Origin of the sequence: Vibrio sp. L85 (assembly GCF_963871815.1) — a bacterium.
GTDB lineage: Bacteria > Pseudomonadota > Gammaproteobacteria > Enterobacterales > Vibrionaceae > Vibrio > Vibrio harveyi.
Map to the genome: position 1 here is coordinate 107,592 of NZ_CAWMYL010000108.1, position 26,738 is coordinate 134,329.

The window sequence follows — 26,738 nt, forward strand, 5'->3', positions numbered from 1 at the left end:
TTTTAACTAACGCCAACTACTGAGCCTGTGTTTTGATCTGCTCAACAATCGCTTTCAAACCATTACCACGCGATGGGCTTAGGTGAGCAATTAAACCGAGTTTTTCAAAGTAAGCATCAATATCAAACGCTTGAATTTGCTCTGCCGTTTTACCGTCGTAAGCCGCCATCACCAAGGCAATCAAACCACGTACAATACGCGCATCAGAATCAGCACAGAAGTGCCAAACACCGTCTTGCTCTTTGCTCACCAGCCATACTAGGCTTTCACAGCCAGATACCGTAACTTGCTCTGATTTAAGCTCTTCAGGCATTTGAGGCAACTTTTTACCCCATTGAATTACCTGACGGTAACGGTCTTCCCAACCTTTAAATTGCTGCATGGTTGCAGCGATGTCTTCACTGGTAATGTTAGTGCCAAACGGCGAAACAGGAAAATCAGTCATGATGCGCTCTCTTCTCTGAATTACTTCCTATGCTTTTGGATCAGCTTTTCAACGATACGAGATACCGCAACAAAACCAAACGTTGCTGTTACAACCGTCGCTGCGCCAAAACCACTCGCACAGTCCATACGTTTTGGACCTTCTGCTGTCGATTTCACGCCACATACTGAACCATCGGCTTGTGGGTACTTCAATTGCTCGGTAGAGAACACACAATCGATACCAAACTTACGTGCTGGATTTTTCGGGAAGTTATGATGACGACGCAATGTGTCTTTGATCTTCTTAGCCAGTGGATCTTGGATTGTCTTGGTCAGATCTGCCACCATGATTTGGGTTGGATCTATTTGACCACCAGCACCGCCGGTTGTGATCACTTTAATCTTGTTACTACGGCAGTAAGCCAATAGCGACGCTTTTGCTTTTACACTATCGATCGCATCCAACACGTAATCGAACTCTTTGCTCAAGTACTCGTGCTGGTTATCTGGCGTGATGAAATCGTCAATCAGATTGACCTTACACTCAGGGTTAATCAGCTTAACGCGCTCTGCCATTACTTCAATTTTGCTTTGACCAACCGTGCCAGTCATCGCATGAATTTGACGGTTAATGTTAGTCACACACACGTCATCCATATCGATAAGCGTCAACTCACCAATACCAGTACGTGCCAGCGCTTCTACCGCCCATGAACCAACACCGCCAATACCAATCACACACACGTGTGCAGCACGAAGAATTTCTACTTCGCTGTTGCCGTAGAGACGACGAGTGCCACCAAAACGTTGGTTGTAGCTGTCAGATGCCGGAGTATCGAGTTCACGCATATTGAAGTTCCAGATGATCGATAGAAAAACAAAGAGTGCGATTTATACGCACTCTTTGAGGAAATGTCTAGATGATGAGAGGTGATTCCTCTCACTAGGCGCTTATTGTAACTTCTCTGGTGGTAAAGCCCAAGGCGCTTGCGTTGGTGTGTTTTCCAAACCCAACTTCCATACTCGACCAAAGTGCTTGTAATGACCCGCTTCGGTACCTGCACGTGGCCCCATACCATGGTACAAGTCGAGATGGTTTTGTTTTACCGCTCCGCCAGTGTCCAGCACAATAAGAAGGCGGAGTTGGTGCGCACCACTCCATGTACCGTCTTTATTAAGTAACGGTACTTCTGCCAAAATTGGCGTGCCCATAGGAAGAATCGAGCGATCGCCCGCCACCGATGCCATTGGTAATAGAGGGATACCTGCAGAACCCGTTACCGGCGCATCCGCTTGTGGCGCGAAGAAGACATAAGACGGATTTTGCTCAAGCAACTCACGAACCGTTGCTTCATCGTTTGCCATTACCCACTCTTTGATTGCTTTTAATGACATCTTTTCACGTGGTACTTCTCCACGTTCAATCAAAATTCGACCAATGCTCACATAGGCTTTGTTGTTCTTGCCTGCATAAGCAAAATATTCCAACGTGTCATCATCTTCAAAATGAACAAAACCGCTGCCCTGCACTTCCATCATAAATGGGTCGATCATATTTGGCGCGTAACCCAACTCAAGCCCTTGCCCTTCTAGTGCACCGTTGTAGATTTCGGCACGAGTCGGACAATCTGAGCTACACGTCGGCTTGCCATACACTGGGTATTTAAACTTTTCATTTGGCTCATGGCGTAATTCCATCACCGGAGAGAAATATCCAGTGAACAACACGTTGCCCTTTTTATCCCCACCACCAAGTTGCGCAGCCTGAATGCCATATGCACTCAAAGCTGTCGTATCGCCACTTTGCAATGCCCACTCGCTCAATTTTTCATACAACGGTTGGTACATTTTTGCCATTGAAGGAGAGTTAATCACCACCTGCTCTGCTTGCTTATTGAATTCAGTAAAGTCTTGCGGTTTGTTTGATTCCACCACATCCGTTTTATTTAGGATGTTTGGAAACTCGCCATCTAAATATTGTTGAGCGCGATCGTTTTGATCGGCGGCACAACCAAATAGCAAAGCTAAAGAGACGATAGGAAGGAGTTTTTTAAGCACGTGTTTTTTCCATAAAAGAAGATAGCAAAAGGATGGCAAACAAATGCACACGACGCAATTGAAAAGCTGCGACAAAGTGTATCAGCGCTAAGGCAAATGCTCTGTTTGCTGTCAATTTATCCATTTAAACTGGGTTGAGAATAATAACAGCAATGGAATCAAACGATTGTCCGGAAAATGTTTGTGAAAAGTCGCAAGAACATAAAGATGTGACAAAACGCGACGCCCTGCCATCATGCAACGAATCGCGCTTTAAAAGAGTGGGTTATCGAACCGCTAAGTTAGAGTGTCCTTCTAAATGAAAAACGGGCAGATAATGGGCATTCGCATCTAATTTCATCTCGGCATAGTGCTGCCCGACAAACTCAAAAGTGCGAACAGTTGAACCCACTTTATAAGACAAGCTATCACCATCGAACTCAAAGTCAGTAGCGACCGTGGAGCCACGAACCATCACCCCTCGTTCACTCAGGATGAACTCTTCGCGGGCATAAGGTGCAACATCTTGCTCCACCCACTTGCCATAAACGGTAGATTTAGGAATCGGCGGATTTACATAGCGCGTAATTAAGTCGCCGTACATCAAAAGAACGGCAATTGTCCCAACAAGCGCAGTTAACATCAGAGAACGCTCTGTCCACTTGCGTAATGTCGATTTGGTTGATGAATTTTGCTCGGTTTGAGCAGTGATCGCAGCATTCTTATTTACAACTGAAGACATGAGGCTCACGTAATTAAACTAGACCGGAGCATTGTACCCTCTTAGCCCAAACAGAACCAAGTATCATACTCTCGATGTTTGGACTCTATTCCAAAAAATTGCCTTGCCAACAATTGAATAAAAAGACAATATTAGAGCATAAATAAACACAAGGAATGGCTGTAGTGAAAATTCGTAGTACTGCTCTGGTTAAAGGATTCCGTCAATCCACGCCCTATGTAAACGCACACCGTGGAAAAACCATGGTGCTGATGTTAGGTGGCGAAGCGGTTGCTGATAAGAACTTTGGCAACATTATCAATGACATTGCATTGATGCACAGCCTTGGCATCAAAGTCGTCATCGTCTATGGCGCTAGACCACAGATCAATCAACTGCTGGAAAAACAAGACCTTACTACGCCATATCATAAGAATATCAGGATCACCGACGAAGCCGCACTTTCGGTAGTTATGCAAGCAGCGGGACAACTTCAGCTAGCCATTACCGCACGCTTATCTATGAGCCTTAACAACACACCAATGGCAGGCACGCAACTCAACGTTGTAAGCGGTAACTTTGTCATCGCTCAACCTCTTGGTGTTGATGATGGCGTCGACTATTGCCATAGCGGTCGTATCCGTCGAATCGATACCGATGCTATTCACCGTACACTCGATCAAGGTTCGATTGTGTTACTCGGTCCTATTGCCAGCTCAGTAACTGGTGAATGTTTTAATCTGCTTTCTGAGGAAGTGGCGACTCAACTTGCGATCAAGTTGGGAGCAGATAAATTGATTGGGTTCTGTTCAGAACAAGGGGTCATTGATGACAATGGCAATGCGGTGGCGGAATTATTCCCTATCGAAGCCGAACATGTCATTAAAAAGCTCACTGAAAATACATCCCCAGACAGCGATTACCACTCTGGAACTCTACGTTTTCTTAACGGTTCGATTGCAGCTTGCCGAGCTGGAGTACCTCGAAGCCACCTTATCAGTTACAAGGTAGATGGCGCACTTATCCAAGAATTGTTCTCTTTTGATGGTATCGGTACACAAGTCGTCATGGCAAGTGCAGAGCAAGTGCGCGGAGCCAATATTGATGATATCGGTGGTATCTTAGAATTGATTCGACCTTTGGAAGAACAAGGCGTGTTGGTGAGACGTTCCCGAGAACAATTGGAGCAAGAAATTGGTAAATTTACTATTATCGAAAAAGACGGTCTGATTATCGGATGCGCCGCCTTGTATCCCTATGTCGAAGAACGCAAAGCAGAAATGGCGTGTGTCGCCATCCATCAAGACTATCGCGATGGCAATCGAGGATTGTTATTGCTGAATTATATGAAGCATCGCTCTAAGTCTGACGACATCAACCAAATCTTTGTGCTCACTACGCACAGCTTACATTGGTTCAGAGAACAAGGTTTTTATGAAGTAGGCGTCGATTACCTACCAGGAGCAAAGCAAGGTTTGTATAACTTCCAGCGCAAGTCAAAAATCTTAGCTTTAGATCTGTAGAAACAACGAGCAAGGGCACGAAAACTACATATCTTATTATGCAAAGCATTACATTGATACTGGTCGCAATTTAACCTTTTCAATATACATACTGTTGGTTATACTCTGTTCAATGTTTGATTGAGTTTTAATCAAACAACAGTATGGATCTAGGTGAACGTTCTTCACCCTAAAGTGCTGAGAGCTTTGACAACTCAGCACGATACATCAAGGACAGCTGTTACTCTTAAAATGAATAAGATGAGCACTGTTATGAGAACCATTATTTGCAATTCGCTTCAAAGCTTTTGGGATATGGCAGACAACCAGTTTTTGGAAGGGCTTGATGTCCATTGCGTGTTCCCCGTCAATGATGCCATCAGAGATTTTATCTTGGCTTATCAGCAGCAGTACAAAATTCGCAGCGTGTCATTTACCAATGCGTTTACACAAAATTAAAAAAGACCGAGCATGGTGCTCGGTCTTTTTGTTTTAACTAGACAAGCGAGATACTAACCCACTCGATCGGGTAGTTTTCACCTTAATACCACGCTTGAGGACATTCATCTCAGCGTACATCGCAAGGCGTTTCTTCGCGCGAGTAATTCCTGTGTAGATCAGCTCACGAGTGAGGATTGGGCTGAAATCTGGCGGCAAAATCATTAGCGTGTACTCAAACTCACTGCCCTGTGATTTATGAATGGTCATCGCATATGCGGTTTCGTGCTCAGGGACTCGGCTTGGTAGTACCGACTTCACGCTACCATCCGGCAATTCGAAGAACACTTTAAGACGCGATTCACCTTCGCTGTCATCTCGCATACAAATGCCGATGTCACCGTTATACAACCCTAAACCATGATCGTTACGCGTGACCATTACAGGCCTGCCGTGATACCAAAGTTCATCTTGGGTTTGAATCAACTTACGTGCCGCGAGTGCTTTTTCGATACGCTGGTTTAAACCGGTCACACCAAAATCACCTTCACGGATGGCACACAATAATCGGCATTGATTAAAGGTATCCAACACGGCTTTGGCTTTGTGGGTCAGCGTTTCTGGCTCCCCAGTCTTCTGGTCAATCTCTTGCTGTCCGATGCGTTTTAAATAACGACCATATTCGGCAACCAAAGTCTGCATCATCTGATTGTAGTTTTGACTGCTCAGTGCGAAATGCTCGATATCAGCAAAATCACGATTCCACACGTCGTCTACTTTTGCGGCTGAGCCTGCATTGACCGCTTTCGCTAGCTGACCGATACCAGAACGGGCATCGAATCGGTAACTCTTTTGCAGCATACACAAACTATCGGCAATCGAAGCATTACTGTTGGTGCTGTACGCCAAGGTGTCAAAGCCTGTTAACTTCGCGACTGCAGACGCCTGCTCTTTGCCGAAGCCAAATGCGTGGAACGAACAGATATCACCTAGCACCGCTCCTGCCTCTACCGATGCTAACTGGTCTTTATCTCCCAGTAGAATCAAACGCGCATGCTTTGGCAGCGCATCGACGACTTTGTACATCATCGGCAGATCGACCATGGAGGCTTCATCCACCACTAAAATATCGAGGTGCAGCGGATTTTGTTTGTTGTGACGAAACTCTGCACTGTTCGGGATCGCGCCCAACAGGCGATGCAAAGTGCTCGATTCGGTTGGAATCTTCGCTTTAAGCTCAGGCTCCACTGGCAACTCTTGAATCGCTTTACCAATAGATTCCGTCAAACGCGCTGCCGCTTTACCTGTTGGCGCCACCAGCTTGATGGTGAGGTTTTTCTCTTGTCCTGCTTGCTCAATCAATGCGGCAAGCAGTTTGGTTACCGTAGTGGTTTTACCCGTACCCGGACCACCGGAAATCACCGCAAAACGACGCGTCAGTGCTACCGCTGCAGCGACCTTCTGCCAGTTAACACAAGCCGATAATGGTACAAGCTTGTCCAGCACTTGTAGATCGTGAACTTGTTTCGCTTGGCAGACTGCCGCATCAATGGCTGACCAATCAAGACTGTCTACAGTGACCACATCCAAATGGTCACAGACTAATTGCTGGCGTAGCACCTGGTTGCTGGTTCCTGCCTCTACCGCCTTGGCTAATGCATTGAACAGAAAGTGGTACTGACGAGCAAACAAGTGATGTAGCAACTCAGACAAACGTGTGAACTCTTGAGGTTGTAGGTTTACAGCCGCACTGAGTTGATTAAGTTTGTCCGCCAACGTCACTTCATAGTGCCAGTAACGATGCAAGTAGAGACGCTCGCCATCAAACATCATTGGCAAAGCTTCACCTTGAGTGCCAACCAAAGGCGACGCTTGTAGAAGCTCAACCCAATTAACGCCTTGCAGCTGAGTATTAAGCGCTAACGCAGATTCACCAAACAGACCAAGCTTACTGGCAAGGTCCGCTGGTTGCCCTTGGCTATCAAACAGAGGCAAACAGATGTGTCCTTTCCCCAACTCACTGCTGACCACGCCAGCAATAAATGCCAGTTCTTGGCTGTTCACTTGTTGCTCAACTTGCGAATAGATAAAGCGCGCGAACTGGAAATCCAATTGGCGAATCGCCCCTTTATTTGCTAGCGATTCTAACGTTGCCAATAGATCTGGTGTTGCCGCTAGATCTCGTGTTGCCACAGGGCTGTTTTGCTCAGAAAGAAGATCATTGGTTTTCATCAAATTAACTCCATCTGACCCGATTCGCTGGATCGCGTGTCAGGTGCTTGACCATCAATCAAATGATCCATCTCTTGTAAAAATTCAAAGGTTGGCTTGGCAGAAAAAACACCATGATCACTTTGCCCATCCATACCACGCAAGAACAGGTAATAAACGCCGCCAAAGTGCTGTTCATAATCATAATTTGGCAATCTGCTGCGTAAGAAACGATGCAGCGCCAAAGCGTAGATTTGGTATTGCAGATCGTAGCGATGATCCGCCATCGCCGACTTCAACGCATCGCCATGGTAATGGAATACATCATCACCTAAGTGGTTCGATTTCCAGTCGAGGACGTAGTATTTGCCTTGGTGCTCAAACACCAAGTCAATAAAGCCTTTCAACATGCCTTGCACGGTTTGGAAACCCAAATCGCCCGCTTTGGCAGACAGCGGATCATGACGTTGAATCACGCGGTTCAATGCAGGTGCAGACAACACTTCAATCGGTAATAAGAATTCCATCTCAACCAAACGTTGCGCCGGACCTTTTTGATTGAGCAGTAGTGCTTTGCTATCCAAAGGCGTTGCCAGCACGGTATCAATCAACTGTTGCAGGATTGGCAGCCACTCTTCATCAAGCTGTTCACTTTCCATCAAGCCGAGGATGATTTGGGTGTTCTCTTCCGTTGTCGCGGGCTGAGTAAACTCAATTTCCTCAAATAAGCTGTGCAGAAAAGTACCCGGACGTGCGCCACGCGGGAAGTTGAAGATAGAGCGTTCTGGCTCAACCAATTCCGCCTCATCTTGCTCTTCTGAAGAATCGATATCAAAGCCGGTAATTTCAATCGTCGCGTCATGCTCAGCATGATGAGAACCTTGTTTAACCAAGCCCGAGTAACTGGTGATTCGCCAGTTTCTATCAATTGGGTTTTGCAGCTCTTTAGCTGTCAACGCTTCTAACTCGGTTTTCTCCGCAACATACATCTCGTCATGTTGCTTTGGAGGATCACAAATCACCACGTTATCGAGATTCTCTTGTTGCTTCTTCAACCCAACAAACAGGTCGTTGATGCCGCCCTCTTGACCATTTTGCACCAAGTAACCAATCGCACTGTGATGCACGCCGGTTGGCTCTTTGGTTGAGCGACCATTGCGCAGCGGCGAAGCGCCAATAAAGCAGGCATACACGGCTCGCGTTAGCGCTACGTATATAAGACGCAAGTCTTCAGCAAGGCGCTCTTTATCTGCTTGTTTTAACGACGCATCATTGCCAGTGATATCGAGTACGGTGCGATCGTTCTCTGCGTCGTAGTATTTGGCTTCACTTGCTTCTCGGTAACCAAACACAAATGGCAAGAAGACCAAGTCATATTCCAGACCTTTAGATTTGTGAATGGTGACGATTTGCACCAAGTTACGCTCTGATTCCAGACGCTGAATTTGGTCATCACTGCCACCTAGCCCATGTTCTGCATCGCTGATGGATTGCGCTAACCAACGCAGCAAACCGTGGTCGCTGTCTAATTCGTTGCTCGCTTGCTGCAATAGTTCACCAATGTGCATCAGATCGGTAAGTACTCGCTCACCGTTCTCACTTTGCGAGCTCGCCCCTTCTTCTAGCAAACGCTCAGCAATATGACGCTTACTGATCACTGCTCGCAGCATAGGTAGCACACCACGTTGCACCCAAAGCTTACGGTATTCTTTGAACTCGTTAACCGCGTTTTCCCACACGGTTTCATCGTTGTTGAGGGCGTCTAAGCTGGCTGCATCTAGAGCGAACAATTCTGATGCTAGGCTGGCACGCAATGCTCTGTCATTTTCTGGCGTTAACACCGCGTGCAGCAAACGCTGTAAGTCTTGTGCGACGGAACTGGTAAACACGCTATCGCGGTTGGACAAATACACACTAGCAATGCCTTGGTCTGCTAACGCCTGCTTGACCATGCGACCTTCGCTACCCGTTCGCACCAATACTGCAATGTCGCCCGCTTTAACTGGCTTCTGCTTTTCGCCATTGACCAGACACGCTTGACCTTGTTGCGCGGAGGTCAAAATGGTTTGAATTTGGCTCGCTGTCGCCTCTGCCATAGTTGTGAGGTATTCACCTTTTGGCAGAGGTTTATCTTCCGCTTCTTGCAGCCAATAAGTCAGTGCAGGCTGTTTTTGACCACCCATGGTCCAAACGCGTTTGTCGGCACTTGGGCTGTAATCCACAGAATGGAATGGAATGTCGGAGTCGTAAATAAACGGGCTATCTGGCAGAGCAAAAATCTGGTTCACAGCCAATACCATATCGGCACTTGAGCGCCAGTTGGTGCCAAGCGTGTAGTGAGCACTAACTTGGTTACGAGCCTTAATGTAAGTGAAGATATCCGCCCCACGGAAGCCGTAAATCGCCTGCTTCGGGTCACCGATCATAAACAAACCGCACTCAGGATTATCTAAATAAATGCGGCTGAAAATGCTGTATTGCAGTGGGTCGGTATCTTGGAATTCATCGATCATCGCAACCGGATAAAGCGTGCGAATGCGCTCTGTCAGTAGTGCGGTTTCATCGGTATCAATCGAGGCAGAAAGCTGAGTCAGCAAGTCATCGAATGATAACCATTGCTTCTGATTTTTTGCTTTTGCCAGCATCACGCGACAATGCTCAATCGCATGAGCCAATAGCGGCGCTTTTAAACTGATTGGGTTGGCAAGGAAGGCTTCTATTGCCTCAAACACCGGGTGCTGTGGCGCAGTGCCTTTCGGGGTTTTCTCAAACAACACATTCTGCGCGAACTTCTCCAGCTTATCTGGATAGTCATAACCCGTGGTTTCTGTCGCAGCCCATGCGTTGACCGCTTCTAACCACGTCGGTAAAGACTTTTTGGTGTAGCTGCGTTTGTTGACGTCGGAATCAGAAATCAGTGCGAGGAAATCCTCTTGGCTATCACACCATTGGGCTTTCAAAGCATCAATTTGCTTTAAGTTTTGCTCATGCAAATCGGCAAGGCTACCTTGCATTGCAGGAACAGAGAGACTTAGCGGCGCGCCCGTGAGGTAGTTACTGATGTCATACAGTAGATCCGATGGCGAGCCCCATAGTTGACGCACTTCTCCTGCCAAAGCGAATGGCAGAGGATAGAAGTTACGACGCCAGTAATCGGCAACCACTTGCGCTTTAAGATGGCTTTCGTCTGTCACAAACTCATTATTGAAACGACTACCAGATTCAAATGCGTTTTGCGTCAGCATGCGTTGGCAGAAACCGTGAATGGTGTAAACCGCGGCTTCATCCATTTGGCGCTCTGCTTGCAATAGGATCTCAGCGGCTTGCTTATGATCCTCGACTTCTTCCAGCAAAGGTTGAATCACAGGATCTGAGCTTTGTCCGCGAGCGAATGCGATCCTCGCGTCGTGAATACGCGCACGAATACGATCACGTAACTCTGCAGTTGCGGCTTCGGTAAAAGTCACTACCAGAATTTGATCCACAGTCAACGGCACGCGATGTTTCGTATCGGCAGTGCCATGCCCTAGTAAGAGTCGCAGATACAAACCTGCGATGGTAAAGGTTTTACCCGTGTTTGCAGTGGAGTTGGAACTGACATTTGCGCCATAACGCTGAATCTCTCCAAGTATTCAACAAGGACATGTGGATCTTCAAAGGCGTTTCGCATCTAAAGATCAACAAACCCTATAATGTGATCTATCGTTAAAAATTTTATTAATGAGTCTAATAGGTTGGAATATTTAAACCTTTGTGGGATCTCACTCACGGTTATCATTACGGAGTACCGTTAGTATGCGCCTCACGAGATAAGCCAAGCCATTCAGGCGGCTACACTCAAACGAATCATGGTCCCTCTGACCTTGTGGCCGTACAGCGAACGCCCTACAAAAAATAATGATTTTCTGGCGGCCACCCTACTCCTTTTCATCCTTAATCATTCCAACTTACTTTTCATCATCAGCATCTTGTGCTGCCAATCTTGCGCCTTGAAGAACCAATGCAGTCAGTGTGCGAACTTCTGCTGCAAGCTCATCATTCCAAGCAGACCAAATACGCGAAATATACGCATTGTTTCCTTCGCCTGGGCTCATGTACCCATCATTGAATGCGTCCGCCATTTTCTTCAGCGATTTCTCTTCGTCATCAGCCCAGTGGTCACGACTAAAGCCCGCCTCGACACACGCCAGTGCTGTTTTCGGGAAATATGGCAATGGCTTAGTCATGCCTTCAAAAAACAGACGTACTAATTCAGCAAGAAATTGTCTCGCTTGCTCAGCGTCTGCCATTGCAGGGTAAACTAAATGCACCGCGCCTTCCTTGCGGTCATAACCGATAACGTGGGTCTTTCTAGCCTGACCAGAGGCAGACATAGCAAGATGATCAATCCATGCAGCAAGGTAATCCTGCGCACGAATTTTACCGCTGCGGTAGCGAATCAACCCAGATTGATAGCATTGAGTTAGCCAACCGGTTAGGCGGATGTTTTTTCCTTCACCAAGCACATCGAAGGTAAGGTCGATTTCTAAATCGTCTTGCGGAGCACCGGATAAGAACGCCAACTTATCCACCAGCTCTTCCGCTTGCACGCGGTTGGTTTCAAACTCGATATCACCAAATGCGCCAACCGGTAATTTGCCCTGCGCGCGTTGCTCACTCATAAAGTGCTTGAGTACGTCTGCTTTTGCGGACGGTTGAGTAATGGCGGTTTCGAGCAAGGTTTCTAGTAACTCATCGCGCATCTGATAGCTTTCTAAGCCGCCTAATACGAAGGGTTCATCATCTTCCATCACGGGCAATGGTGGCTCGAACATCACTTTCAAACGACGGTTAAAGAAATACTGCACAGGCAAACGCCAGAAGCGTTGTAATTCCACCAAATCCAATTCGATTGGGAAGGTTGCGCCAAGCAAGTAATCATCCAATGCGCGGTTAAACTCGCCACGCGCATGACCTTGCGATTGATTGCTTTGGGTCAACGCAGCTGGAATCCACTCTTTAGCATAGCTTGAATGAGAACCTTGGAATGCGCTTGGGCTGAATGGCACCATGGCATGTACGTTCACTAACTCGTTGAGTAGTTTATCTCCGGAGTCATCGACAGGCTGGTCTTGATCGCCATCTAGGCAGTAGTTCTGATGGCAATATTCCATCAACTCCGACACCAACACAGACGGCACGCGCTCAGTGTTGTCTTGGATAGAACGTCCAACATAACTGATGTACAAACTTTGCTGTGCAGACAGCACGGCTTCTAAGAATAGGTAACGGTCATCGTCTCGGCGTGAACGGTCGCCCGGTTTAGTGCGCCCTGTCATTAGGTCAAAACCTTCTGGTGGCATTGAGCGCGGGTAAACACCATCGTTCATACCGAGTAAACATACGGTTCTAAATGGGATCGAGCGCATCGGCATCAGTGTACAGAAGTTCACTTGTCCAGCAAGGAAGCGCTGGCTGACCCGTGTTCCTGACAGCTTGTTTTGTAGATACTGGCTAACAATAGATGGCGACAAGGCATCATCAAATGCCGCATCGGTTAGCTGTTCTTTCAGTTGGCTCAAGGTATCTCGAATCGACTTAAGTGCCATTTCCCCTTCTAGCTCAACAGAGAAGAAGTCATCCAACATTGCCACCAAAGCTTCACGCCATGCATCAATCGACTGAACATGGGAAAGTTTGCGGCGATATTGGCTAATTTGTTGAATAAAGTGGGCTAACTTACCAGCAAGTTCTGCGCCCATGCCTTGCACTTCATTGTATGGCGAGAGGCTACCCTCTTGCGCTTCAAACAAACCGGCAGATTCTGGCATCGCGTAGCCTAATAACATACGCTGAATACCAAATTGCCATGTATTTTGGCGTGTTTCTGGCAGTTCAAATTCGCTGCCCGTATGGCTATCTAGCCCCCAGCGAATGCCGGATTCTTCCACCCATTGTTTGGCTTGAAGGAAATCATCTTCGCTTAAGTCGAATCGCTTCAAAATCGCCGGCGTTTCTAACAACTCAAGTAATTCAGAAGCCAAACAACGTGTATTCGGTAAATTAACAAGTTGCATGAAAGCCGCCAAAATTGGGCTTTCTTGATCGGCCGTTCGGTCTGAAATCGAGTAAGGAATGAATCGTTCACCCGGCGCATTGCCGAATACCGCCTGAATCGCAGGGCTGTAGGCATTGATGTCTGCCACCATGACAATAATATCGCGCGGTTTCAGTGTTGGGTCAGCATCGAACATTGCCAAAAGCTGATCGTGTAGCACTTCCACTTCTCGCATTGGACTGTGGCAAGAGTGCAAGCTCAGAGATTTATCACCCAAACTCACCACTTGTTTGTGCTGACTGCTGTCGATTTGCTCGTCGTCTTGGTGCTCTTCTAAATTAAGAATGTCAGCTTGAAGTTGATGGAGCAGACTGTCGCGCTCAACATCAACAAAAGCTTCTATCTCATGGGATTCAAGCTGCGACAACAGATACATGTTATCGCGCCCAAGTTTGCCCATCGAAGCCAACAAACTGTTACCCACCACATCGGTATGCAGCTCATCCACCACGTTTTCTTCTAGTGAACCTTTTAACTGCTCAGTCTCACCTTGCACTTCAGAATGGTCTTCTTGCCACACCACGTGCTGACGATGTTTTGCTGCTAAGCGAGCTAGGAATTTACGGTCGCGTACTTCACCCCAATAATAACGGCAGGGGTTAGTAAACATTAGATGGACATCAATATGTTCACCAATGGCTTTTAGCGCATCCATGTAACGTGGTGGCAGTGAAGAGATACCAAACACAAACAGACGCTTCGGCAGATGATCAAAATTGCCGTTGAAGTTTTCTAGCGTATCAATGAAGTGTTCGTACAAATTGGCACGATGATAAGGCGATTGCCCAAGAGTAACCGTGTGGTCGTACAATGCTTGCCACAAAATCGGCTGCCATGGATGCTCGTCTTCAAGTTCAGGCACCGTTTCTCCTGCTTCCCAGCTTGCAATCCACTCTGGGCGGTACACCAAATAGCCATCAAAGATATCGGCAATTTTCTCTGCTAATTGATACAGCTTGGAGTTGTCACTGTCGTCTTGAAGATAACGTGCCAAAGGTTCGAATGACGCTTCGTTCAACAAACCCGGAAGCAAATGCATCAGCTTCCACGTCATGGCCTCTTTGTTGAAGGCACTGCGCTTTGGCACATCAGCCAATACTTGGGTAAACATTTCCCAGATAAAGGTCGCTGGCAGCGGAAACTCTAGGTTTGCCGCAACACCAAACTCTTTCGCCAATTCCATTTTTAACCACTGAGACATACCCGGGCTCTGCACCAGAATTTGCTCTTTTTCGAATGGGTTTTCTAATGGGTTGATGCGAATCAGTTCAACAAGAAGTGATTTGAGAACATCGACCTGATTGGAGTGATAGACAGTAAACAAAGTAAGTGCACCGAATGCCAATGGAAACTGCTAGCAAGCTTAGCACAGCCGCATTTATTCCTAGAGCGATCTCGATAGCTTAAATAACAAAAGGTTAGAGAACACTCAAACTGTGCTCAAATAACCAACAACTGACATTTGTAAGCAACGTCTTACACGCAAATACAAAGCGTGACATCAGTCACAAGTATTTCATGATAAAAAACACTGTTTTATAATCATCACAGATTTTTATAACAATACCCATCATATTGAATATTGGTTTGAAACCAACAATTGGAGGCGAAATTGCTCCTCTCTTCGGTGGATATCCACTCTAAGTTCAATTAAATGGGCGAGAAATACTGGAATATCAAAGTATGTTACGCAAACTTTCTTCTAATAGTGCTTGGCTGATGGCTTTTTTTGCCTGCTTTGCTCTTTATCTGTCGATCGCTTGTTACCCATTTTTGCTGTCAAATAGCCAAGCAGAACCGCTCACATTTCTGCAAAAGTACTACTTAGTCGCGACACAACTAGGCTGGCTGGGATTGATTGCTATGCCAATGATGTTAGGTTGTTTATTGCTGTCCTTTCTGCCGACACGCATGTTCAAAGTCGTTGTGATCGCCATTGCAATCGCAATCTTGATCATGCTGAAAGTCGATATCCTCGTTTTCCAGCAATACAAACTGCACATCAATGGTCTATTGATCCGTATGTTCTTTGAAGGAGGTCGTGACGTATTTGAAATCTCTTGGATGAGCTGGTTGATCTTTGTTAGCGACATTGCACTGCTTATCATTGGTCTCGCATGTACCGTTTGGCTTAGTCACAAACTTGTTCAGAGCCGGGGGAAGTTTATCCTGCTCAGCATTTGGTTTACTTTGCTGCTAAGTAGCCAGATGATCCACGCTTATAAAAATGCGCTCTACGATGATGAAGTCAGCCAATTTTCAAATAACTGGCCACTGTATTATCCACTCACTGCACGCCAATTTATCTACCGTCACGGTTTAGTTGACCAAAGCATCGCATCTCAAAACCGAGTAGAACTCAAGAATATTGAAAGCAGTTCACTCAATTACCCATTGGCGCCTATTAGAGTCGAACGTAAAGATAAACAACCTAATGTCCTTTTCATACTGGTTGATGCGTGGCGCTACAGCGATGCAACACCTGACATCATGCCAAATGTCAGCAAGTTCACCGAAAAAACGGTCAACTTCTCTCAACACATGAGCGGTGGTAACTCTACTCAAGCGGGCATTTTCAGCCTGTTCTACAGCTTACCAGCAACGTATTGGAACAGCTTTTATGCGAGTCAGAAATCGCCTGTATTCATGGATACATTGCAAAACCAAGGCTATCGAATGGGCATTTTTGGCTCCGCACCATTAACCAGCCCACCTTTGTCTCGCACTGTCTTTAAGAAGGTGAAAGATCTTACGTTAAAGCAGACTGGCGAAACACAAATCGAACGAGATCAACAGATCACCGATGAGTTTATTCAGTTTCAAAAGCAGGATAGCGACAAACCATACTTTAGCTTCTTGTTTTATGACTCTGCCCACGGCACCAGTTTCCCAGAACCGGAATTTGCCAAATTCAAACCTTACTGGGAGCGCGTCGATCATATTCTGCTCGATAACGATTTTGACGCCTCGCTTTACCACAACCGCTATAAGAACTCGTTATATTTCATTGATAGTTTGATCGAAAAAGTTCTGAAAAACGTTGATCTGGAGAACACCATTGTCGTGATTACCTCCGATCATGGGGAGGAATTTAACGATCATAAAATGAACTACTGGGGTCATACGGGTAACTACAGTGATACTCAAGTACACGTGCCGCTGTACGTTTATCTGCCAGATCATCAGCCGGAACAAATTAATTACCGCACAACGCACTTTGATATCGTGCCAACCCTAATGAACGAGCTATTCGACGTTAAAGGGGAAACCCAATCTTACAGTGTAGGACGAGACTTGTTTGACAATTGCGTTCCGCGAGATTGGTTCATCGCTGGAAGCTATTACAACTATGCGCTGGTAGGTAAAGAAACTATGTTAGTGGTAAACCCTGGTGGGCACTCTCAGCAACTCAATAACCAATTGAAAGTTGATAACGAACACCAAGTACCAGTGAACGCCATCCAACAATCGTTGGATGAAATGTCGCGCTTTTACAACAAGGGATAACCAGTCCCTAGTTTGATGAATTAGTATTGTGTCGAACTTTCCTGCCACCCTATTCGGGTGGCTTTTTTATCTACTCGTCAACATAGAATCTATTCGTCGACGTATAACCTAGTCTACCAATATAAAAAAAGCCTCTTGGCGAGAGAGACCAAAAGACTTTGCTTTACGAGTAAAACTTCAGCTTTATGCGTGATGTGTGGTCATCAAGCGTGGTTGAATGAGCAAGTTATTGATGTATTGCAAACCTACGTAAGTCACCACAATCGTTGCCACAATTAATTCGATGCCTGCTAGACCACGAACTTGTTGTACATAGTGCGCTGCTAGACCATTTGCTTCCATCCAATTTGCTGTTTTGAACAGAGCTGTCGCACCAATCACCATTGGGAAGGTAAACGCTGCATAGCCAGGGCTAAATGGCAGTCTTAGCAGTTTAAAGAAAGCTAAGTAGATGATGGCTGTCATCAATACCGCGATACCAAACAATAGAGCAATAATCACTGGTGAAGGCGTCGCTGTTACAGTTAGGTAACCGGCCAACGATAGGCTTGCTGGTGCCGCCATGATTGCCATTGTTGGTTTTGCTGCATCTGGAATTTCATGAGTGAACATGAAACGGTAGATCATCATTGGCAGCATCACAGCGTAAGCCACCATACCGAAGATCAATGCACCATGTGCAATTGGTGCAAGCACTGGGTTACCAGAGAAAGACACGTCTGCAACGATAATACCCACTGGCGGTACGAACCAGCTTGGCACCATGTGGTGTAGTTCGAAATCTTTCGCGCGGTGGTACAAAAAGCTCACAAGGAACACGATATGTAAAGCTACCGCCACTAACCAAAGCACGTCACCTGCAACAGAGAAGAAATGCCCTAGTGAGTTTGAAACCACCATAGTTCCCATTGCGAAAGTTGGAACGACACTACCCACCACAGGGTGCGCAAGATCTTGTCTTAACAAGTGATTGTGAAAAAGAAATTTAACCGCCAAGATTGCTAGCAATACACTTGCAATACCTGCGCTAATCCACTGTCCATAGCCATGTAATTCGGCGAAGTTTTCCCAACTCCAACCCAAGCTCGCAATACCAAGAGCCAGACCCGCCATTGGGGTTGGTGCTCCCATTACTTTTGCTTTTGTTCTTTGAATCATTACGACCTCAAAATCTAGGCTAACTTTCTATGGGGTGTATATTACTCTTGCACTTCGTTCCAATATATCTAATTATTTAAAACTAACGTTCAGATTTACTTAACGGAATATCATGCCTAGTCATATCTCTCTTAAACAACTGAAAGTTTTTACTACGATCACTCAGCACAAAACGCTGACAGCGGCTTCAGAAAGCCTGTTTCTTTCGAAAGCAGCGGTAAGTATGGCGCTGTCTGAGTTAGAGAAACAAATCGGACATCACCTATTTGACCGGGTGAACAACCGCTTAATTCTCAACCAAGAAGGACAAAAACTTTTGCCCCTCGCGGATGAACTCCTCAACCGAGCTCGGGATATTGAGAGTGTGTTCGATGGCGACCAAACCTTATCGGGGCTGCTACGCATCGGTGCCAGTGACACCATCGGCAACCAAGTTGCGCCTTACCTGTTAAGTGATTTTCGTAATGAAACGAATCACCAATCACAGAGTTTGTTCATCTCCAACTCTGCCCAGATTTGTGACATGTTGATCGCTTACGAACTCGACATCGCGCTCATTGAGGGCAAGACCATACACCCAGAGCTAGAATCAACGCAATTCAGCGAAGATGAAATGTGTGTGATTTGTCCACCTGATTACCCTAACTATGACGAAGGGCCTATCAGCCTAAATGAACTCGAAGACACCGAGTGGATTCTGCGTGAAGCTGGTTCTGGTTCTCGAGAGTTTTTTATGCGCGTTATCGCTCCGCGTTTAGAGCATTGGCATGAGGCTTTTCAGCTCAACACCACTGAAGCGCTGATCAATTCGGTATCTGCTGGGCTTGGTTTAGGTTGTTTGTCGCGCTTATCCGCAGAACCTGCAATTCGCGATGGTCGAGTGAAGATGCTCAACATGCCTTTAGATATGAAGCGCCGCTTCTGGCTTTTGATCCACAAAGAGAAGTATCAAAACCCACTTCTGCGCACGTTTATTGAATTTTGCCAAAATTGGGAACGCCCAGAGAACCCGCACCTTAAAGGTGACTAGTTCGAGGTGGATAGTTCAAGGTAGAGAATCCAAGGTAGATAGCTCAAATGCTGGTCAGTTAGTTGTACCCGGCTCTCATTCTGAGGCTTGTCGCTAGACTTAATTGGTCAAAAACTGTATAAAAAGCCAGTATAAATTCATCAAGTTAGAGGACCAACCATGGCTGTAATCGTCAAGTACGTGGTAGAACGCAATGGAGAAGAGAAAATGACTTTTACCTCTAAAGCGGAAGCTGACGCATACGACAAAATGCTGGATATGGCAGACGAGTTATTCTCACTGCTAGGTAAAAGTGAACTTCTAGAAGACGAAGGTAAGCAAGAAGATCTTGCAATGTTCCTTGCGCAAAACAAAGAAGAAGTACTTTACGCTTTGGGTGCAAAACGTAAGCCTGCGCCAAAAAAAGCAAAGAAGCTTGAAGCTGTTGAAGAAGATAGCGAACAAGAAGACGCTGCGTAAGCCTCTCATTTGTTAAAAAAAACGTCGCACCATGCGGCGTTTTTTTATGCCTTCCGTTTGTCGCCATATATCTCTGAGAATATAAAGAACCGATTTAATATCCCAAATTGCTCTAAATTTCATGTTGCAGATTAGTGTGACTTAGATCTAATCTAAATGGGCACGGTGATGGGGTACCACCGGAATCGAAAGATTCAAACCGCTTTTAAAGCTGATGACTCCTACAGAAACGAGAACAGGTAAGCCCTGTTGGAAGTACTTTTGCCTCTAGTGTAAAAGTAAGAGTTCTGTAGTGAGCAATTCAACTCTTCTCCAACCCCGCTCCTGTTTTCTCAAAAATTAAAAAGATATCCCAAATAGTTGTTAACTCAACAAGGCGACAAACGCGTAAGCCTCCTGAACATAGTTTTTCTATTTGATGGAGAGAATAAGAGCAGTCAACGCCGTTGAGTCTGACCAATATGCTGGATATCGTACACTGGGAAAACATTATGCAATACTCACACGAAATCCAATCAATGTGCCCGATTCAACGCGGCGATCTTCATGCTTCTGCACCGATCCCTGTTGAAGGCGCAATGATCAATCCAAAAGACGTTATCGCGATTTCCGGTCTTAGCCACGGCGTTGGTGCTTGTGCTCCTCAACAAGGTGCAGCAAAACTGACCCTTAACGTCAAAAACGGCATCATCGAAGAAGCTTTGATCGAAACGATCGGCTGTTCAGGCATGACTCAATCTGCAGCGATGGCCGCAGAAATCCTAACCGGTAAAACCATTCTTGAAGCACTCAACACTGACTTAGTGTGTGATGCTATCAACGTCGCGATGCGCGAAATCTTCCTTCAATTTGTTTACGGTCGTACTCAATCTGCTTTCTCTGAAGGCGGCTTGGAAATTGGCGCGGCACTGGAAGATCTTGGTCAAACTCAACGCAGCCAAGTGGGTACAAGCTACTCAACCAAAGCAAAAGGCGTGCGTTACATGGAGTTAGCTGAAGGCTATGTAACCAAACTCGCGCTAGACGAAAACAAAGAAGTGATTGGTTACCAATATCTCAACCTAGGCAAGATGATGAAAGCCATCAACGAAGGCGTATCTGCAGCAGAAGCAGCAGACAAAGCAACGGGTACTTACGGTCGTTTTGACGAAGCCGTAACGACCATTAACCCACGCCAACAATAATTGCCACCAAGAGGAAAGAGATTATGAACACTCCAATTACTGAATCTGTACGTCGCACATTAGACGAAATGCAACTTTCTTCTCTGGAAGAGGCTTACCAATACTGTATGGATCGTGGTATCGACCCTAAAGCACTAGTGATGGACACTCAACCTATCGCGTTTGAAAGCGCGGCAGATGCCTACACACTGGGCACCGCTTTGGCGATTTTCCGCGGAGCAAAAACAGCAGAAGAAGCAGCAAACATCATCGGTGAAGGTCTTCAGGCGTGCACTAAACCCGGCAGCGTGGCAGAGCAACGCCAAGTGGGTATCGGTCACGGTGCATTGGCGGCTCGTCTATTGAATGAAGAAAGTGGCTGTTTCGCTTTCCTTGCCGGTCACGAGTCATTCGCAGCGGCAGAAGGCGCAATCAAAATCGCATTGAACGTGAACAAATCACGCAAAAATCCGTTGAAAGTGATCCTGAATGGTTTAGGTAAAGACGCCGCTTACCTAATCTCACGCATCAATGGTTTCACTTACGTACGCACTCAATACAACTACCAAACTGGTGAGTTAGTGGAAGTAGAACGTCGCCGTTTCTCCCAAGGTCCACGTGGTGAGATCCTTTGCTACGGTGCAGACGATGTACGTGAAGGCGTGGCTATCATGCATAAAGAACAAGTGGATGTGAGCATCACTGGTAATTCAACCAACCCGACTCGCTTCCAACACCCAGTAGCAGGCATCTACAAAGCAGAACGTAACCGTGAAGGCATGCCTTACTTCTCTGTGGCATCAGGCGGTGGTACTGGTCGTACTCTACACCCAGATAACGTGGCGGCAGGTCCTGCCTCTTACGGTATGACCGATACCATGGGTCGCATGCACGCCGATGCACAATTCGCGGGCAGCTCTTCAGTACCTGCACACGTAGCGATGATGGGCTTCATCGGTATGGGCAACAATCCAATGGTAGGTGCAACTGTTGCACTTGCCGTAGCCGTCGGTGAACTTAGCCTTTAAGCCGATTTAATCGCTTTCTATCCAAAGCGATTAAATCCAACAAACCCAGTGTAGGGGGAGTGACTTCGGTCCTCCCCTTATTTTTTGCTATGCCCCTTTTCCAACTTCACTTTGTCTTTACCCCAAATCGGTCTGAGAAGGCTTTTGCGACACATTTCTCATCAGACAAACATATCTCTAAAAAGACAAAAGGTATCCATCTACAGACTTTCTCCATTTCCCCTCTTTAAACTCCCCAACACTCTCTTTATGATGACTGACAACTTAATTATTTCTTGTCAGTGAACAGACGAGACACAAGACTCAACACATGGAGATCAACTATGGCTTTCTTCTCTCTAGCCTTTGGTACGGCAACTAAAAATCGCGACGGCAAAATCATCGAAGCGTTTTTCCCAAACCCAGTTCTTAACCCAAGCGAAGCGCTTGTTAACGCACTAGCAGCAGTAGCAGGTTACGAGCAAGGCAACCAAGCTATCGAGATCTCTGCAGCACAAAGCGCAGAACTGGCAGCAGCATTTGAAGCAAACGGCGATGCGGCAAACGCTTCTTTCGCAGCAAAAGCAGCAGAATCAGCACAACCACTTGTACTGGTTATCCTTGCAACTGACGAACAGCCACAAAGCGTTGCTGAAGGCTTCCTAAAACTTCAACTTATCTCTAACCGCCTAGTTCAACCGCACGGCACGGTACTAGACGGTATCTTCGGTCTACTACACAACATCGCATGGACTAACGAAGGTCCAATCGACCTACCTGAACTGGCAGAGCGTCAAATCGAAGCTCGCCTAGCGGGTCGTGCACTAAGCGTAGATTGCGTAGACAAGTTCCCTAAAATGGTGGACTACGTGGTACCAACTGGTGTTCGTATCGCTGACACTTCTCGCGTACGTCTTGGCGCACACGTTGGCGAAGGCACAACGGTAATGCACGAAGGCTTCATCAACTTCAACGCGGGTACAACTGGCGTGAGCATGGTTGAAGGTCGTATCTCTGCTGGCGTAGTGGTTGGTAACGGTTCTGACATCGGCGGTGGCGCATCTATCATGGGTACGCTATCTGGCGGCGGTAAAGTTGTGGTTTCTATCGGTGAAAACTCGCTACTAGGCGCAAACGCAGGTCTTGGTTTCCCAATGGGTGACCGTTGTACTATCGAATCAGGTCTATACGTAACCGCTGGCTCTAAAGTGCGCATGCTAGATTCTGCAGGCCAAGAAGTAGAAGTAGTAAAAGCACGCGATCTTGCTGGTGTTTCTGACCTACTATTCCGTCGTAACTCTGTAACAGGTCAAATCGAGTGTCTTGCAAACAAGAGCGCGGTTGAACTGAACAGCGAACTGCATAAAAACAACTAATAAGAATACCCAAATAACCTCGAGATACTTGATTCAGCGAGGCTGACTTGGCTTGCAGGCGCAGCAACGAGTTGAAGATCTAGTCAATCTAAATCAAAGCTCGTTAACAAAGCATGAAAGCCAAGACAACTCGCCCTTTGGGAGCGTGTCACTATCACGATTCCCACGTCAAATAACTTGAAAATAGCGAGCTATTTCACTTCGTCATTTTATCAGTGACCAGACTCTGAACTGAGCATCTTGAAGTCATTTAGGTATTGCAGTAAATTAGCCCTACGAAAAATCCCCCAGCAGGAAACTGTTGGGGGATTTTTTATTGCCTGATAGAGGGCACATTGTTACGACATGGCGTGTGACGTAATACTGAGAACTTCAAATACTCAGCTTTTTTGAATTTTACTTGTTCAGAAAGTTGACTGCTTTATCAGGGAAGTCAGTAAACAAACCATCCACTTTCACCTGATTGTAGAAGATGTCCATCATGCCATCGAAGCTGTCGGTGTAAGCAGGAATACGCCCTGGATCCGCGCGGAAAGTATAAGGATGCACTTGCAAACCCGCGTCTTTTGCCGCTTTCATCAAAGGTTTGATGATGATGTTATCCTTGGTTGATTTGTCATCCACCAACATTGGTTTCCAAGGACCGATCCCTTCCGCGTATTCCGCGACCTTCTTCATACCATTGGTTTCAAACATCCAGTCATAACTGTATGGTGTTGCTTTTTCGCCTTTGTACTCCATGGTCTCGTTCCAATCGGTGTAAGCCATGAGCTGAACGAGCTTTAAATCCATGTCCATTGCGGGCATGAGTTCACTGTTGATGCGCTGAAGCTCATTCGCATCAAAACACTGAAGGTATACTTTGTCGTCTTGCGAATCGTAACCGTACTGTTTTAAAACTTTAAGCACCGCTTTTGAGATGTCTTTGCCTTCATGACGATGGAACCACGGCGCTTTGATTTCCGGGTAAATACCGATGTCATAACCCAGCGTTTTGTTTAAGCCTTGGATCAGCTCAATCTCTTCAGCAAAAGTAGGTACGGTGAAGTCTGATTTCCACATTGGGAATCGTGTCGGATAGCCAGCAACCTTGTTACCTTTATCATCAATGTTAAAGCCTTCAGTGACTCGCAATGATTTGATTTCTGCCAACGTGAAATCAATCGCATAGTAACGACCATCTTTACGAGCACGATCCGGGAATCGCTCAGCTACATCGGTCACGCGATCGAGGTAATGATCATGCAATACAACGAGTTGATCGTCTTTGGTCATCACCACATCTTGTTCGATGTAGTCTGGTTTCATCGCGTACGCCAACGCTTTTGCTTCTAAAGTATGTTCTGGTAGATAACCCGATGCGCCACGGTGCGCGATAACAAGCGGTTGTGCAATAGCTCCAGCTGAGATGCTCAGAGCGAGAACCGTCATGCAAACTGACGTTGTTTTCATTGTTCTTTCCTTAGCTTATTGAAGGGGCAGTATTCCACCGCCCCTTTAATGTTTTATGACGCCAATGCTTCTTTCTCACGCACTTTTTGTTCATGGTGAGCACGCTCGCCAAGAAATGCGTAAGTTAGACAAACGATAGAGGTGATACATGAACCAATTAGGATGATAAAGCCGCCATCCCAGCCGAAGTGGTCTACTGTATAGCCAAGAATCGCGTTTGCCGCTACCGCACCGCCCAAGTAACCAAATAAGCCAGTTAGACCTGCAGCCGTACCTGCCGCTTTCTTAGGAGCAAGCTCTAGCGCATACAAACCAATCAACATTACCGGACCGTAAATCAAGAAGCCGATTGCAACCAGCGCCATCATATCTACTGCTGGGTTACCTGCTGGGTTGAACCAGTAAACCAACACCGCTACGGTTACTAACGCCATAAATAGAATACCGGCAGGAGCACGACGACCTTTAAATAGCTTGTCTGAAATCCAACCACACAATAGCGTACCTGGGATACCAGCCCACTCGTATAGGAAGTAAGCCCAAGAAGATTTATCAACCGAGAAGTCCTTCGCTTCTTTAAGGTATACCGGCGCCCAGTCCAGCACACCGTAGCGGATCAGGTAAACAAACGCGTTCGCAATCGCAATTGACCACAACAACTTATTAGAAAAGACATACTTGAAGAAAATTTCCTTCGCCGTCATTTCTTTTTCGTGTGATTTGTCGTAATCGTCAGGGTAATCGTCTTTATACTCTTCAATTGGCGGAAGACCACAAGACTGCGGTGTATCTCTTACGGTGAACCAAATAAAGACAGCTACGAGCGTGGCAAAAAATGCAGGAACATAGAAAGCGGTGCGCCAATCGTCGTTGAATGCCCAAAGACCAAGGATGAACAGCGGACCAATCAAACCACCACCCACGTTATGTGCCACGTTCCAAACCGACACTATCTCGCCACGCTCTTTGCGCGACCACCAGTGAACCATGGTTCGACCACAGGCAGGCCACCCCATACCTTGGAACCAACCGTTTAGGAACAATAGAATAAACATCGCTGTAATGCTGCCAGTAGCCCAAGGCATAAAGCCGAAGCAGAACATCACAAGCGCTGACATTAATAGACCGCCACTTAAAAAGTAACGAGGGTTTGAGCGGTCAGAAACACTGCCCATTAAGAATTTTGATAAACCGTAAGCAATAGATACCGCAGCTAAGGCAACACCTAAGTCACCACGACTAAAACCTTGTTCAATAAGATAAGGCATCGCCAAGCTAAAGTTTTTACGAACTAGGTAGTAGCCAGCGTAACCAACAAAGATGCCGATAAAGAGTTGCCAACGTAAGCGGGAATAAGTGCCATCGATCTTATCGGACGATAAACGATCGATGTGCGCCTTAGGTTTGAATATTCCAAACATAGGAACCTCATTAATAATGTGAGCGATGGTAGGGAGTATAAAATCGCGAACGAGCAAAAAGGAGTTTCGTTCGAAAGTGAATGCATTTTATGAAATTCGATTTTTATTTCTGTGACAAATGTTGCATAAGAATTAAATTTCAGTAAATACAGAAAATTAGAGGCTTTTAATTAGACTGCGCTTCCACTTTCTGCAGATTTCGTTACTGTCCACATAGAACACGAAGTGCGCAAACGAACAAAATCAGCACAATATTAAGTGAATCAAGTGCTCAAATGACCACAAAAATGGATAAAAGATGGAAGTTGAAGAGACGAAGCACGTGATTTAAGCCATCAAACGCCTCAATTGTGGCGTGTTGCAACAATGTCATCGTGTTAACAATTAGGGTCAACATAATCCTACCACTTCCAACGTACATTTAGAGGTCGTCTCCAAGCAAAAGATGGCATATGTGCTACGGGAAACGGTCTTCTTTCTTTGAGACGGCGTAGCTCTTAGCAACGAGCGAATGAATATCAGCAATCCCTTATCATCATTAATGTTAGCTAGCTCTTTAGGGTTAGTTTTCGACCAATAATCTGAGTATTTTCCCACCATTCGCGAAGCAGGTTCACAAAACTCCTCTTACCAGTTTGTGCATTGATTTTCACATCGGTAGTTTTAGTCCATCAAAGCAAAATTGAAGACCATAATTCGTTTTATCGAGTTTCCTTTTTGAGCAAAAGATGCG

Annotated in this window: 18 protein-coding genes and 1 riboswitch; of the genes, 8 read left to right on the plus strand and 10 right to left on the minus strand. The window is 46.1% G+C overall.

Annotated features, from left to right (window positions below):
- Positions 1-16: 16 nt before the first annotated feature.
- From csdE to AACR11_RS10525, 4 genes are all read right to left on the minus strand, one after another.
- Positions 17-445 (minus strand): cysteine desulfurase sulfur acceptor subunit CsdE, encoded by a 429-nt coding sequence (csdE, locus tag AACR11_RS10510; protein ID WP_029790419.1) that lies wholly within the window; start codon positions 443-445, stop codon positions 17-19.
- Positions 446-465: 20 nt separating this feature from the next.
- Complete coding sequence (gene tcdA / locus AACR11_RS10515; RefSeq protein ID WP_029790418.1) at positions 466-1,275, minus strand: tRNA cyclic N6-threonylcarbamoyladenosine(37) synthase TcdA; 810 nt, start codon at positions 1,273-1,275, stop codon at positions 466-468.
- A 102-nt stretch (positions 1,276-1,377) separates the two neighbouring features.
- On the minus strand, positions 1,378-2,484 hold the full coding sequence (gene mltA, locus AACR11_RS10520) for a murein transglycosylase A (protein ID WP_005450926.1): 1,107 nt from the start codon (positions 2,482-2,484) through the stop codon (positions 1,378-1,380).
- Positions 2,485-2,749: 265 nt separating this feature from the next.
- Positions 2,750-3,205 (minus strand): DUF2850 domain-containing protein, encoded by a 456-nt coding sequence (locus AACR11_RS10525; RefSeq protein ID WP_005450924.1) that lies wholly within the window; start codon positions 3,203-3,205, stop codon positions 2,750-2,752.
- Between the two features lie 164 nt (positions 3,206-3,369).
- On the opposite strand from AACR11_RS10525, the gene argA reads away from it, so the two are divergent.
- A complete protein-coding gene (gene argA, locus AACR11_RS10530; protein WP_009698671.1) occupies positions 3,370-4,707 on the plus strand; it encodes an amino-acid N-acetyltransferase in 1,338 nt (445 codons plus the stop codon).
- Positions 4,708-4,959: 252 nt separating this feature from the next.
- Complete coding sequence (locus AACR11_RS10535; RefSeq protein WP_005450921.1) at positions 4,960-5,145, plus strand: hypothetical protein; 186 nt, start codon at positions 4,960-4,962, stop codon at positions 5,143-5,145.
- A gap of 33 nt (positions 5,146-5,178) precedes the next feature.
- Here AACR11_RS10535 and recD read toward each other — a convergent pair whose 3' ends face one another.
- The 3 genes from recD to recC form a co-directional block, all read right to left on the minus strand.
- Positions 5,179-7,356 carry an exodeoxyribonuclease V subunit alpha gene (recD, locus tag AACR11_RS10540; protein WP_029790417.1) on the minus strand — a complete coding sequence of 726 codons (2,178 nt, stop codon included), beginning with the start codon at positions 7,354-7,356 and terminating at the stop codon, positions 5,179-5,181.
- Positions 7,356-10,955, minus strand: coding sequence for an exodeoxyribonuclease V subunit beta (recB, locus tag AACR11_RS10545; RefSeq protein WP_114145641.1), 3,600 nt, complete (start codon positions 10,953-10,955; stop codon positions 7,356-7,358). The genes recD and recB overlap by 1 nt, the downstream gene beginning before the upstream one ends.
- 327 nt (positions 10,956-11,282) lie before the next feature.
- Positions 11,283-14,756, minus strand: coding sequence for an exodeoxyribonuclease V subunit gamma (recC, locus tag AACR11_RS10550; protein WP_029790415.1), 3,474 nt, complete (start codon positions 14,754-14,756; stop codon positions 11,283-11,285).
- Positions 14,757-15,115: 359 nt separating this feature from the next.
- Between recC and AACR11_RS10555 the strand changes: the two genes are divergently transcribed.
- Complete coding sequence (locus AACR11_RS10555) at positions 15,116-16,939, plus strand: DUF3413 domain-containing protein (protein ID WP_029790414.1); 1,824 nt, start codon at positions 15,116-15,118, stop codon at positions 16,937-16,939.
- Between the two features lie 183 nt (positions 16,940-17,122).
- Here the strand turns inward: AACR11_RS10555 and AACR11_RS10560 are convergent, their stop codons facing one another.
- Positions 17,123-18,097, minus strand: coding sequence for a TDT family transporter (locus AACR11_RS10560; protein WP_005450908.1), 975 nt, complete (start codon positions 18,095-18,097; stop codon positions 17,123-17,125).
- Positions 18,098-18,209: 112 nt separating this feature from the next.
- Here AACR11_RS10560 and AACR11_RS10565 point away from each other — a divergent pair, with 112 nt between their 5' ends.
- The 5 genes from AACR11_RS10565 (at position 18,210) to dapD (ending at position 23,132) form a co-directional block, all read left to right on the plus strand.
- A complete protein-coding gene (locus AACR11_RS10565; RefSeq protein WP_029790413.1) occupies positions 18,210-19,127 on the plus strand; it encodes a LysR substrate-binding domain-containing protein in 918 nt (305 codons plus the stop codon).
- Between the two features lie 159 nt (positions 19,128-19,286).
- The gene (locus AACR11_RS10570) at positions 19,287-19,586 is read left to right on the plus strand and encodes a YebG family protein (protein WP_005380208.1); all 300 of its coding nucleotides are present in this window, start codon (positions 19,287-19,289) and stop codon (positions 19,584-19,586) included.
- A 155-nt stretch (positions 19,587-19,741) separates the two neighbouring features.
- Positions 19,742-19,817: riboswitch (Fluoride riboswitch) on the plus strand.
- Positions 19,818-20,077: 260 nt separating this feature from the next.
- The gene (locus AACR11_RS10575; protein WP_005386501.1) at positions 20,078-20,770 is read left to right on the plus strand and encodes an iron-sulfur cluster assembly scaffold protein; all 693 of its coding nucleotides are present in this window, start codon (positions 20,078-20,080) and stop codon (positions 20,768-20,770) included.
- A gap of 23 nt (positions 20,771-20,793) precedes the next feature.
- Positions 20,794-21,777: a GGGtGRT protein gene (locus tag AACR11_RS10580; RefSeq protein WP_009698677.1), complete on the plus strand. Its 984-nt coding sequence runs from the start codon at positions 20,794-20,796 to the stop codon at positions 21,775-21,777.
- A gap of 323 nt (positions 21,778-22,100) precedes the next feature.
- A complete protein-coding gene (dapD, locus tag AACR11_RS10585; protein WP_005391708.1) occupies positions 22,101-23,132 on the plus strand; it encodes a 2,3,4,5-tetrahydropyridine-2,6-dicarboxylate N-succinyltransferase in 1,032 nt (343 codons plus the stop codon).
- A 396-nt stretch (positions 23,133-23,528) separates the two neighbouring features.
- On the opposite strand, the gene glpQ is transcribed toward dapD, so the two are convergent.
- Together glpQ and glpT are read right to left on the minus strand one after the other, a co-directional pair.
- The gene (glpQ, locus tag AACR11_RS10590; RefSeq protein ID WP_009699864.1) at positions 23,529-24,584 is read right to left on the minus strand and encodes a glycerophosphodiester phosphodiesterase; all 1,056 of its coding nucleotides are present in this window, start codon (positions 24,582-24,584) and stop codon (positions 23,529-23,531) included.
- 53 nt (positions 24,585-24,637) lie between these two features.
- Positions 24,638-26,005 carry a glycerol-3-phosphate transporter gene (gene glpT, locus AACR11_RS10595; RefSeq protein ID WP_029790411.1) on the minus strand — a complete coding sequence of 456 codons (1,368 nt, stop codon included), beginning with the start codon at positions 26,003-26,005 and terminating at the stop codon, positions 24,638-24,640.
- Positions 26,006-26,738 lie beyond the last annotated feature (733 nt).